Annotated in this window: 11 protein-coding genes; 2 read left to right on the forward strand and 9 right to left on the reverse strand. The window is 48.6% G+C overall.

Going from position 1 to position 12,031, the window contains the following annotated elements; genetic code table 11:
• Window positions 1–134: 134 nt before the first annotated feature.
• Genes Pan241w_RS19220 through Pan241w_RS19230 form a run of 3 tightly spaced genes read right to left on the reverse strand, consistent with a single transcriptional unit; the run spans window position 135 to window position 2,723 of the window.
• The gene (locus Pan241w_RS19220) at window positions 135–839 is read right to left on the reverse strand and encodes a class I SAM-dependent methyltransferase (protein ID WP_145218956.1); all 705 of its coding nucleotides are present in this window, start codon (window positions 837–839) and stop codon (window positions 135–137) included.
• On the reverse strand, window positions 820–1,440 hold the full coding sequence (locus Pan241w_RS19225) for a class I SAM-dependent methyltransferase (RefSeq protein WP_145218958.1): 621 nt from the start codon (window positions 1,438–1,440) through the stop codon (window positions 820–822). Before Pan241w_RS19225 ends, Pan241w_RS19220 begins: the two co-directional genes overlap by 20 nt.
• Window positions 1,437–2,723 (reverse strand): glycosyltransferase family 2 protein, encoded by a 1,287-nt coding sequence (locus Pan241w_RS19230; protein WP_145218960.1) that lies wholly within the window; start codon window positions 2,721–2,723, stop codon window positions 1,437–1,439. Before Pan241w_RS19230 ends, Pan241w_RS19225 begins: the two co-directional genes overlap by 4 nt.
• 295 nt (window positions 2,724–3,018) lie before the next feature.
• On the opposite strand from Pan241w_RS19230, the gene Pan241w_RS19235 reads away from it, so the two are divergent.
• Entirely contained in the window at window positions 3,019–4,731 is a 1,713-nt protein-coding gene (locus Pan241w_RS19235; protein WP_145218963.1) for a hypothetical protein, read from the forward strand.
• Window positions 4,732–4,774: 43 nt separating this feature from the next.
• Here Pan241w_RS19235 and Pan241w_RS19240 read toward each other — a convergent pair whose 3' ends face one another.
• The 6 genes from Pan241w_RS19240 to Pan241w_RS19265 all read right to left on the reverse strand — a co-directional run bounded on the left by Pan241w_RS19240 (window position 4,775) and on the right by Pan241w_RS19265 (window position 10,198).
• Window positions 4,775–5,410, reverse strand: coding sequence for a DUF3124 domain-containing protein (locus tag Pan241w_RS19240; protein ID WP_145218964.1), 636 nt, complete (start codon window positions 5,408–5,410; stop codon window positions 4,775–4,777).
• Between the two features lie 152 nt (window positions 5,411–5,562).
• Window positions 5,563–6,150 carry an HD domain-containing protein gene (locus Pan241w_RS19245; RefSeq protein WP_145218966.1) on the reverse strand — a complete coding sequence of 196 codons (588 nt, stop codon included), beginning with the start codon at window positions 6,148–6,150 and terminating at the stop codon, window positions 5,563–5,565.
• 29 nt (window positions 6,151–6,179) lie between these two features.
• Window positions 6,180–8,267, reverse strand: a complete 2,088-nt coding sequence (locus tag Pan241w_RS19250; RefSeq protein WP_145218968.1) for an ABC transporter transmembrane domain-containing protein — start codon at window positions 8,265–8,267, stop codon at window positions 6,180–6,182.
• Window positions 8,268–8,322: 55 nt separating this feature from the next.
• Window positions 8,323–9,237 carry an ABC transporter permease gene (locus Pan241w_RS19255; RefSeq protein WP_232107200.1) on the reverse strand — a complete coding sequence of 305 codons (915 nt, stop codon included), beginning with the start codon at window positions 9,235–9,237 and terminating at the stop codon, window positions 8,323–8,325.
• A gap of 338 nt (window positions 9,238–9,575) precedes the next feature.
• Window positions 9,576–9,887, reverse strand: a complete 312-nt coding sequence (locus Pan241w_RS19260) for an acylphosphatase (protein ID WP_145218972.1) — start codon at window positions 9,885–9,887, stop codon at window positions 9,576–9,578.
• Window positions 9,888–9,994: 107 nt separating this feature from the next.
• Window positions 9,995–10,198, reverse strand: coding sequence for a carbon storage regulator (locus Pan241w_RS19265; RefSeq protein WP_145218974.1), 204 nt, complete (start codon window positions 10,196–10,198; stop codon window positions 9,995–9,997).
• 720 nt (window positions 10,199–10,918) lie between these two features.
• Here Pan241w_RS19265 and Pan241w_RS19270 point away from each other — a divergent pair.
• Window positions 10,919–11,980 (forward strand): Gfo/Idh/MocA family protein, encoded by a 1,062-nt coding sequence (locus tag Pan241w_RS19270; RefSeq protein ID WP_145218976.1) that lies wholly within the window; start codon window positions 10,919–10,921, stop codon window positions 11,978–11,980.
• The last annotated feature ends 51 nt before the right edge of the window (window positions 11,981–12,031 follow it).

Genomic DNA, 12,031 nt, shown 5'->3' on the forward strand with positions numbered 1-12,031 from the left:
GGAGACAACGGCGCATGGTGATTCTCTCAGTGACTAGATAAGAATATTTTTGAATGGAACAGAAAGATTTATGGTACTACAAGCGACGGGCTGGTTCTACGAATAACAATCTATTTTCTCCATCTGTATTCGCATCAGACTTTTTGTCCCACGTACATCAGCTTCCCGAAACCAACTTTCTGCTGCTTGGTTTGAAAGCAACTATTGAGTAGAGCAAGGATCGCTTCAGGCTGACTGAGCCACTGTTCATAGGTCGTCAATTCCTGCTCGATCATTATCGCCAGTGCATCTAATTTCGGCCATAGCTTTCTGAATGCCCGAACTTTGCAGGCTGCATGCACAATTCGCAGAAAGGGAGTCAACCAGGGCTCCACAATGACGACACATCCTCCCGGACGAAGTACGCGCTGCATTTCTCTTAAGGTCCGTTCCAAATCAACGGGGAGTTCGGGCAGATGATGCAGTCCACCTTGCACAATTAAAACGTCCCGGCTGTGATCTTCAAATTTCAACTCCCGGCAATCTCCGACATACAATTGTGCGTTGCCTTGATATTGCTTGAGTAAATGAGGTGAAAGATCGACACCTTCTACAGAATGAAAGCCCAGTTGATGCAGGACATCCAATCCCGTACCCTGCCCGCAAAACAGCTCGACGACTTTGAGATCTTTATCCCACTGATCAACACCCAACTTCTGGAGTCGTTTCAGAAATTTCTGACATTCCTGTTCTGGCGTCTCGAAATGGCGATAGGCGGCTTCCCAGATCTCATCACAGCATTCCATTCCTGGATGCCAGTACTCAATCTGCAAGGCGGACTCATTCTGCTGTATGTTCATGGCTGACTCGAATCCTGGCAACAAAATGCAATGATCGACCAAAGAGGTAGTCTGCCGGCCTAGGGTAGAGATGAAGGTTACTTTCCCAGTCCGTCACTTCCAATTCCAATACGGAGAACATCTGCTGCCACTCTTCATAAGACAAATAGTTGTACGGCAGAGCAACGCCATAACCTGCATTCCCCACCCAGTCCATGAAGCGGAGAGTTGATCTCGCAAACAGCCCGTTTCGGGTATGATCTTTTATAAGTATGGATTTCCGCGCGACCCGCCGGGCTTCCTTCAGAATCACGGTGGGATCGACGGTGTGGTGCAAAACGTCGATCAGCAGAATTGAATCAACGCTGTTATCCTCAAAAGGAATTGTTGTTCCATCATATTCTGTAACCGGAATTTTTGTATCCGGCCTGACAAGTACATCAAGGCCTTTGAGCTTTAGATTCGGATTGGCCTCGGCAAGACAACTTCCCAACAGGCCATCACCGCAACCGAGATCCAGCACCAGACCATCCGGGGGTAATAATGGTGTAAGGTGTCTGATCAGTGATTCAACACGTCGACTGTGAACCGTACGAGAATGGATCTGCTGGAGCATTTTCATTTCATTATGTGTCGTGAAGTTTCAACCGTCGGAGTGATTTTCTGATAGTTTACGTTTCGAAGCTCACTCGATTCATTCGACATCGCTTCAAGGATATTTTTTTTGAGGACACTTTGTTCAAAATACCAAATAGCGACAACTTTCATGAGTACGAAAAAAATGAGTGTCTGCATGACAGTAAACAGCGCAAATGCGCCTGCAATCAATCGTGACCAATGCAGGGTAATCGTCCCGGTTGTTACATACTCGACGATGCCTGGCCAGAGGAATCCAATTCCCAGTAAGGTAAACAGGCCGGTGATGAAGAGAAGAGATTTCCCAGAAAACAGACTGACCACGATCGACGACCAGAATCCAACCGATTCTTCGCGACGGGAACTGAGCTGCGCCATCCGATTGGTCAGTGCCGAAGCCAGAAGTAACATCATGCCAAAGGAACCAACCAATTGGCAGACGACAAATCGATAGATCATCCACTCTTCCAGTCGACCGTGCTGAAAGTAGAATTCAGCTGGATAGGCCGCCAGCAGCAGGATGAGTAATACACAGAATGTAAAACCTGCCAGGAAAATCTTCTCCGGCCGATAACAGAGCACCCCTTCACCGATGACTTTGAGAAAACGAAATCCATCCCAGAGTGCACTCAGTTTACTTTCCCCGATACGTTCCTCGTATTTCATGGGAATTTCAATAATGCGTAGATGATTCATCAACGCCCGCGCACTCATCGCCGGCGTGAAATGCAATCCATCTGGTAGCGGATACAGATGCTTGAGAGACTGCCGCCGTACAACCCGCATTCCACTGGCGGTATCCGTCACTTTTCGACCACATAACAAGCCCAGCAGAAACGCGAAAATTCGGTTGCCCGCTCTGCGAATTAACGGCATTTGTGAGTCGGATCCCAAGCGCGAGCCAAGCGTCACATCAGCATTTTCGTCTAACGCGGTCCGGCAGAGTTGCGCGAAAAACCGTGGATCGCAAGTGCCATCGGCGTCGAGAAACCCAACCAGATCACCCTGTCCGAGTCTCCAACCTTCTTTAATGGCAGCTCCATATCCCTGGTTTTCTTCAAATACGACAACCTGAACATCTTCATAGCTTTGTGCAATTTCAACCGTCCGATCGGTTGACCCATCGCTGACAACAATGATTTCTACGCCATCTAAGCCTGCCTGGTGAGAAATTTCCTCCCTGGCATCCAGACATCGCGCGATTGTGCCACCAATGGCCTCTTCTTCGTTCAATGCCGGAATGACAATCGTAAGCCTCTTATTATCCATTGTTTACAACTCATCTCTTATTGCGTGAGTGGCGCCTGCTTAAATCAATCATCCGTGTGACTGAGGTGCCAGTGCCATGGAGAAATATCTTGCTTTCAATATAGCTAAGACTGCATAATAGGGAACTTTAAAGGGGATGGTCAACAAGAAAGTCTGAATTCTGAGATTCTGGACAGAGGCCTAAAAGGACGATAAGTCTTTTTATATCATTACGATTGAGCGGAATCGTTGTAATCGTGTTTTTCCTCACAGAACCAACACTACTACCTGACGAGTCTGGCCCGGATTTCTATCAATGTACAAGTCGCTGTTTTTCTTATCGCTGTATGTCTTTCTCGCGCTGTGGGCGCTGACCAACGTGCTGCCCAATCAATTCATTCGTTTCAAAATTCTGAATCGCTTTCGGGGCATCGTGCATTTCCTGAGCGGTCCCCGGTCCTCGGTCGTCACAGTTTTCCTCCTCTGCTTTGCGCTGTCAGCTGGTATTTCTTATTACCACAACCCGGTTCCCTCCGTGCCTGATGAGTTCAGCTATCTGCTGGCGTCAGATACATTCTCTGAAGGCCGACTGACAAACCCGACTCATCCCTTCTGGAAACATTTTGAATCGTTCCATATTTTCCAGCGACCAACCTATGCTTCGAAATACCCGCCAGGACAGGGATTGTTTCTGGCTATCGGTCAGGTGCTAACCGGGCACCCGATCGTCGGAGTCTGGTTGAGTGTTTCGCTGGCGTGTGCAGCAGTCTGCTGGATGCTGCGTGCCTGGGTACCTCCCCAATGGGCCTTTATGGGAGGCCTGCTGGCCGTACTCCATCCGTTATCCATTTTCTGGGGGCAGAATTATTGGGGAGGGGCTGTCGCCATTCTCGGTGGCGCATTACTGTTTGGCGCATTGCGGCGACTGATGCAGCAACCGCGTACAGGTACGGCATTCATACTCGGTATGGGGTTATTTCTACTGGCCATCAGCAGACCCTTTGAAGGTTTTTTGACGGCGATTTGCGCTGCCGTACTACTGGTGATCTGGATGGTCAGACAAACCCGGTTTCCCAGAATGGTTCTGCTAAAATCGGTGCTGCTCCCACTGGGAGTCGCATCTTTAATGATCGTCGGCGCGCTGGCAACTTACAATTACCATCTCACGGAGAGCGCCTTCCGCTTACCTTACCAAGTGCATGAGGAGACCTATTCTCCGACGCCACTTTTTGTCTGGGGTACGCCGCGAACCGATCTGGCTCCCTACAATCCGCATTTGAAAAAACTGCACTATGGCTGGTCTCTTGATATTTATCAACGACAGCAGGACGCCAGTGGCTATTGGAATGAAGTCTCTGAAAAAACAACAAGAATCATTCGCCAGATGATTGCGTTTCCGCTAGGCATTCTCCTGCTGATGCTCCCCTGGATCGTAAAGGATCGCTGGGGACGCATTGCAGTGATCATCGTATTATTGATCAGCCTGATCAATATCTTTTGTGCGACGTTTTTCCTGGCACATTATCTGGCACCGATTTTCTCACTCATCTTCTTTATCCTGATTCAGGGGGTACGCCATTTACGAGCGGCGCACTGGAGAAAACAGAGCCAGGGCCCCGTATTCGTCATGGGACTCTGGCTGCTGTTTGTCACGTTGAGTTTTTCCAGGATCTGGCTGCAATCATCCAATCCCGAGACAACTCCCCGGCATGCGCTTGCGCTGCAGCGATCCGAATTGATTAAAGCATTAGAAAAACGTCCGCAGAAGGATTTGATCTTTGTGAAATACTCACCCGAACATGATCCGCATTTTGAATGGGTTTATAATCGGGCCGACATCGACAATGCGGAAGTCGTCTGGGCGCATATTTTAACCAACAAAGAGAATCAGAAGCTGATTGAACATTTCGCGGATCACCAGATCTGGTGGCTCGATGCAGATGCCAAACAGCTTAAGCTGAGACCGGTGAAAGGCCTGCCTCCAAATCAAAAGCCTGAGACTCTATCCAACACTTCCTCCGCTTCATAATTTTTTTTTTGGGGGGGTCCCAAAAAAACTGATCTCACTATCGCTATTTTTTCCCGACCTCACGCTTTGTCGTGGGAGAAATCTCAATCCCGGTTCTGCTAAAGGCGATGGCCCGTGAACCAGAGGTACCGATCATAACCGTTTCCATCAGCGGTCTCTCTGCCCCCTGCTCTGAGAACCAATTCACCAGAAAATTCGCCCCGGCCCCTCCACTGCTGTCGCGTTCTTCGACCAGAAAATCGATCGTCTGAAACGGTTCCAGTTTGATCGTACTGTCCAGAAACGATTCCACCTGTTTGCCATCCGTATCAAAGTAATCAATCTTATCCAGATAAATCGATTGATTAGGATCGATGTTACGGATACTCAAAGTGGTCTCCAGGAGTAACGGAGATCCGCCGTGATAATAAATGTGTGAGTAACAGGGAACATAGGTCGAGCCGCGGCGGGATATTTTTTGCCGATCGAATTCGCCTGCTGAATAGAGACTGAGGTCTGGCGGTTGATAACTGCGCGGCGGAATATATTTGACTCGGTCTTCAAACTTAGCAAAGCGGTTATCAAGGTAAACGACCGCACTGATCATGACCAGACTGATCGTCCCCAGCAAAACTAACAGCCCGATCCAGTTTTCACAAAACCAGAGAAACCAGTTAGGATACTCGTTTTTATTTTGCATCGTGCACTCGCTTTCTCTTCAAGCAACTATTTCCGACTGTTGTTGAGCGCGGGTTCTGCTTTCCTGCGGGAGCCTGACAATACGCCCGTTTCCTGGATTGTATTAAACTATAGTGAGGCTAAATAGGAAAGTGCGACTCAAAGATCCGACGATTAAGGTAAATATTTTTTCAATCCCTCAAGCTTCTCATTGCAGTTCTTGACCAGCGATTCTAATTGCGGGTCAGACTGACCGGCAGCATCGATCATGGAGCGATAGTACTGCACGATTTCTTCCGGACTGGCGCCGAAGTGTCCCCAGAATTCCACTTTGTCTTCTGTTTGAAGATCAAACAGCATCGCTTCCAGGTTATGCAGTTTATCGGCCAGCTCAATTGCACGGGCACCCAGCGTCGCCTGTTGCATGACTTGAATGTGCCCCTGCTTGCGATCCCGCCAGCTCCGTTTTTTCCCTTCACGGGTCTCTTTCTCTTCCGTCATTTCTTTGACGTATTGAACCACCTCCCCGGAGAAGAGTTCCGCCAGTTCTTCGATCGTCAAATCCGTATCCTCGACGACATCGTGCAGAACGGCTGCAGCGAGAATCGACTCATCATGGAACCCGGCCTTCATTAAGATCAGGCAGACACTCATCGGGTGTGAAATGTAGGGAATTCCAGACGATTTTCGTTTTTGAGACTTATGAGCCACAGCGGCCAGCCGGACCGCATGTTCGACTATGGGAGAGTGAAGTGGTTCCATGCCTGTTTCTTTGGGGTTCAACGTGCTGTCTAAGATTCCTGAGAGTGCCTGAACTGATTGAATCGCGTGTATTCCCAGTGGCGATAGAGGGCCGACTTCTTCAACAGATTCGATTGACTGTCAACAGCTTCGACCTTTCCTTCATGAATCAGCACAACCTGATCCACGCGGCGGAGTGTCGTAATCCGGGAGGGAATCACGAGAATAGTGCGATTCTGAAATATACGCGTGTAGGCATCCTCCAGAAGTGTCTTGGTATCATCATCGAGCGCTTCTTCTGGTTCTTCAATAATCATCAAGGCCGGCTTTCGCAACAAGGCCCGCGCCAAACCTAAACGAAACGATTCGCCTACCGTCAGCTCTTCTCCATGTTGTCCCAGTGCGGTTTCATAACCTTGTGGTAAATTCTGAATAAACTGATGTGCGTGCGCTTCTTTTGAAGCAGCGATTATTTCCTGCAGTGAATAACGTTCATCGCCGCATTGGATATTCTCTTTGACTGTCCCCGTTAAGCAGGGATCATTCCCGCTGACATAAATCGCTTCGGCCCTGAGTGATTCTAAAGTCACCCAGGCAGTGTCTTCCCCGTCCATCAAAACCCGTCCCGATTTTGGTTCGATGAACCGGGGAATCAGATAACTGACTGCCCGCGGTGCCAACGTTTCCAGCGACACCAGTGCCGTGCTGGTCCCCGCTGGAATTTTGATATCAAAGCCATTGAGAATTTTCGGACCGTTGGCTGACTGGCTGTAGCTGACATTTTCGAATTGGAGTGATTGTGACAAGGGTTCCTGAAACTTGGCACCGACGGCCTGACTGACTTCCGGAATCTGATTCAGATAGCGATAGATGGAACTGGCGGCAATGCTGGCAGTATTTCGAATCTGCATCAGTTGATACAAGCCGTTGACTGGCAGATAGAAGAAGGCAAAAATGCCAACAAGTATGATTGCTGCAGAGAGCGGCAAACTTTCCGGATTGACCAGTACCTTATAGCCAACCAGAAATAGAACCAGACAGGAACAGAACACCGCCAGACCGCGGGCAATGCGATGCCCCCAACCCTCAACGCGCTTCAGCTTATCAAGGTTATCCGTATACTTATCGAGATATTTCTGAAACTGTTCATGCTCTGCGGTTTCCATGCCATAGCCGCGAACCAGCCGCGTGCTACGCAAATTTTCTGCAAGCAAGGAGAGCTCGGATTCAATATTCACCAGCGTTTTCGCATGCTGAATTTCGTACTCTTTTCGATGTTGCGACAAGAAGTACCAGGCCGCCGCCAGCGGAATCAGACACTGTAATGTCAGTCTCCAATCAATGGATATCGCGAATAGTAACAGGATCAACAGCGCGAGAGGATGGCGAGAAAGTTGATAGACCCACTCGAAAACGCCATTCTGAACCGTTCCGACATCCTTGATGAATAAGTGAAATGCCTGATCTGTTTCTTTGCCCGATAAATCGCCGGGGCCCAGGCGCAGTGCCTGTCGGTGAATCATATTGCGCAACGTCGTAGAAACGTGATGCGAAATTTTCAGACTGCGCTGCCTTGCTCGCCAGCGAATCAGAACCCGGATGCTCGCCAGAATCAGAGCCACCAGAATCAGAGTGAATAAAGCCGTCTGATTCTCCTGCAACAGGGGCACACGCTGGTAAATCCCCGACATAATTCCCAACTGATATTTGGAATGTAGCCACCAGACTGAAGGAAGAATTCCAGAATCCGTCAGAATGCTCAAATTTAAATTCACGGGAGCAGGTGCGACGGGTTGCTTTTCTTCCGGTTGAGACGCGGGCTGCTTTGCAGCCGGTTCCGCCTGTTTTTTTTCTGTTTCCGCTTCTGCTGGTGGTGCGTCTGACTCTGCTTCCACAGGCGGGATGACAAGCGGGGGTACATTCCTGATTTTCTGGAGCAACTGGACATTCTGCTCGCCTCGGACAGTAATTCTCCCGCGATGATTGAGCAAGTCGACAATCAGAAACACGTCGACCAGTAAGCAGACCAGTACCAGGCCATTGATGAGAGACCAGAACAATACGGATCTGGCGGAACCCCGAAAGAATTCCCGCGCTGGAAACGCGCGGTGGAATGCGTTGGGCTGACGATTTGACACAAGACCCACCGAATCTGTTTTAAATTATTAAGAAACGAAGACCATTCTCTGTGCGTCAGGCAAGGTCACGGTCTTCAAAAAGGATAAAGGCAACCAGAATCGCGATTCCAGAATAAAGCAGGCAGCTTAAAGCGGAATGGCCGATATAAACTGGTGGAACCACTGTTCCCGTTGCTACCGCGGGAGACATATTAAAGTTATCCAGGTTGGGCAGAATGGTGGCAATCAATTGCCCTGTGAATTTCACAAACTCCAGCCCTTCTGCTTTCGCCTGAACCAGGTTTGGTGTCAGGTGCCCAATGATATAGACACCGAAGCAAATAATCATGTTCACCATCATTGGCAGTCGAGTTGAAATGGCGACGCTGATTGCGGCCAGAATGGCGACTTCCATGTAGATCAAAAGAATCCCGGGCAGAATCAGCCAGACGGCGGCCATCTTTTCTGCATGACTGGGAACATCCTTTGAAGCTTCCCGCGCGTCATAGCCAACTTTGAAATACACGAGTAACAGGAAGGTAATCACCAAGGGCAGCATCAGCCAGACGACGGCTTTCAGAATGCCCAGGTATTTTCCCACGATGAACTGCCGCCGATTGATCGGCTTGGACAGCAATGTCATTGCCGTCTTACCTTCAATTTCATCTGCAACACTCGTACTGGCTGACCAGACTGCCAGCAGCAGACTACAAATCAAAATGGTTGCCAGACCGCAGTCCATTAACATCTTGACATCATCGCCCATCGAAAAGAACGGGAGGAACGTATTCAACAATAACAGAATCAAGCCTAACGCCACCAGGAGCAAAAAGACCGGCTGGCGAATGGCTTCTTTTGTCGTGGCACGGGCAATCACTCCTGCCTGCGTTTTGGCACTCACACCAAACAAAAGAATAAAATAGAGCAAAACCCCGGCACCGGTAATCCACCATTGCACAGTCAGGTCAGCGGTTTCAGCAGAAAAAACCAACAGGCTTTCCATCGTTCATTCACCAATCAAATAACAAAAACTATTATGAATTGAAGAAAAATAAGGTCACACTCGCGATCAGGCTATTTCCGGCGCAGAATCAATCTCGCCTCTTACGAATCAGAGTGCCTCAAACGTTGGTTTTATTTCTGAAATTATGCGGAGTTCAGCATTTTGAACCAACTTCTATCGAGCAAGAGCTACTTTACCGAGAAAAGGTGGTCAAAGTAAAGAAAGCAAGGCACTCCGGTCGTCGTTTTCCCTAATCTGGGATGAACGTTCGCTATAACTTGCCAAATTGGTTTCACACCAACCTGAACCTGCTCAACTGCATAGGGTTAGCGTTTGATCTCGAATTTGGTCCAGATCGGGTTGGGCGTGGATTCCTGTATCGATACATCTGTCACATTCGTTGCAAACATCAGCATCATGTCATCGAAAAACTGGTCAAGAATCGGCTTACTTTCGGCTTGTGCTACAAGCTCGACCGTTCCATCCGATAAATTTTTCACAAAGCCAGTGATCGGATATTGGTGCGCCAGCCTTGAAGTGCGGTAGCGAAATCCCACGCCTTGGACGCGTCCCTGAAAAATCGCGCGCAGACAAACTGCCTCTGCCGATGAATCAGGTTGCTGAGAACCAGCACACATGGCCTCTACTTTATAACAGAACAGAAATGGCGAATGAATTAATAGCGCTTTGATAGACAATCAAGAAAGACTTGAGTCTTGAGATGGGAAGCCTGTCAGCAGTCCGCTTAATGCGAAGTTGTTCCTTCAGGAAGCTGCTCAATTTCAGGCAGCTCAGAGAAGTCGATACACAACTCTTCGCGAACAATACTCATGCTTCGGGGGGCATCAATACCCAGTCGGACAGAATTAGGGCCAATGCGAACGATTGTCAGAGTTACATCATCGCCAATCCGAATTCGCTCACCGGGCTTACGTGATAATACAAGCATTTCTTTTCGAATCCTTCGTTGTCTTTTCCCTCATACTTCCCTGTAACCTTTTTAAAGGTCGAAGCAAATTGCAGGATGAGGGTCGTTCAAGAGTACTCATCTCAACAGCTTGATGAAAACAACCTGTACGCTTCAGCAAACTGCCATCACTACGATGTCGACATCAGTATGATAACACCTTTTCGTTAAACGTGTCTACCCCAGACCTAAAAATATCAACCCAACCCCTAAAAACGTCACAGCCTCCCTCTATTTCAGCCACATACCCTATCTTTATGCTCAAAAAACGTGCACACCCACAGCTGCACAAAAAACGGGCAGTAAATCAGCGATTATGGCTCGTCGATAAGAGATGCTTTTCTCGTTGGCAGACGGCTTTCACCTGAATGAGAAACCTATTTCCATTATATCGGAAATAGGCTCCCAACAGCGAAGCTGGTCTCTGTTCAATTTTCAGCAATTAATTCAATTCGCGAAAATACAGAGCCTGGTTTAAATTCTGACAAGATAAAAAAAGAAGCATGAAAACTGGCTGGCGACCGCTTGACGATTTCGATCAGGATCGTCAGTCTTTAGCAACAGTGTTAAGTAATCTGCGTTTTTCAAAAATCTGTAACACTCCATCACACAACGGACGTGACCTACAGTGGCCTGAGAGTCGTTACAGAAATCCGAATTCGGTCTCACACAGAATTTCTGCCTCAACAGCAGGGGAACATCATGATTCGTATTGGAATTATCGGAATTGGTTTTATGGGAATGGCTCATTACGAGGGAGCCAAAAAACTCAAGGGAGCCAAAGTCACAGCCATTTCAACCCGCGATGCCAAAAAACTGTCCGGGGACTGGAGTAGCATTGAAGGCAATTTCGGTCCGCGCGGCGGGCAGGAGGATCTTTCAAAAGTTAAACAATACAGCGACTACCATGATTTACTGGCTGACCCCGATATCGATCTGGTAGATATCTGCCTGCCAACCCAGATGCATGAGCAAGTCGCCCTCGATTCCATCAAGGCTGGCAAGCATACGCTGGTCGAAAAGCCGATTGCCATCGACCTCAAAGCCGCCAATAAAATGGTAAAGGCCGCAGAAAAGGCAGGAGTCCAGTTTATGGTCGCCCAGGTACTGCCTTTTTTCCCGGAATTTCAGTTCGCTGTTGAATGTGTGCAGAGTCAGAAGTATGGAAAACTGCTGGCCGCTCATTTCCGTCGTGTGATGGCCCCTCCCAAATGGTCTGAAAATATCGAAGACTTCCAGAAACTGGGGGGCTGGGGAATCGACCTTCATATTCATGACAATCATTTAATCAGCCTGATGTGCGGCGTGCCTCGAAAAGTGACGTCGCGCGGAATTGAGAATAAAGGCTACATAAACCATGTTCATACGGTCTATGACTTTGAAGACCCGAATCTGGCAGTCAGTTGCGTGAGTGGCGGGATCGCGACACGAGGGCTGGAATTTGCACATGGATACGAACTCTACTTTGAAGATGCAACGCTGCTGTTCGGCGCTGGAACGATGGGAGTTGGCAAGAATAAGGAATGGGTCGTCAGCCAACCTTTGACTTTGATTACCAAAAATGGTCAGTTGAAGCACCCCAAACTCAAAGGGGGCGATGCCTGGTGTGCCGCATTTACTCTGGAATTGCAGGCTGCAGTCAACGCCCTGGAATCAGGCGTCGAACCAGAGGCCCTCTCGGGCGCACTGGCAAGAGATGCCCTGAAAATTTGCTACGCGGAAGCAAAAAGTATTGAAACCGGGCGATCCATTCCGGTCAAATAAGTGTCCTTTGACTTTGTAATGTGATCATTTCAACGATCAGACCGCCGAATC

Origin of the sequence: Gimesia alba (assembly GCF_007744675.1) — a bacterium.
In the GTDB taxonomy this organism is placed as follows: domain Bacteria; phylum Planctomycetota; class Planctomycetia; order Planctomycetales; family Planctomycetaceae; genus Gimesia; species Gimesia alba.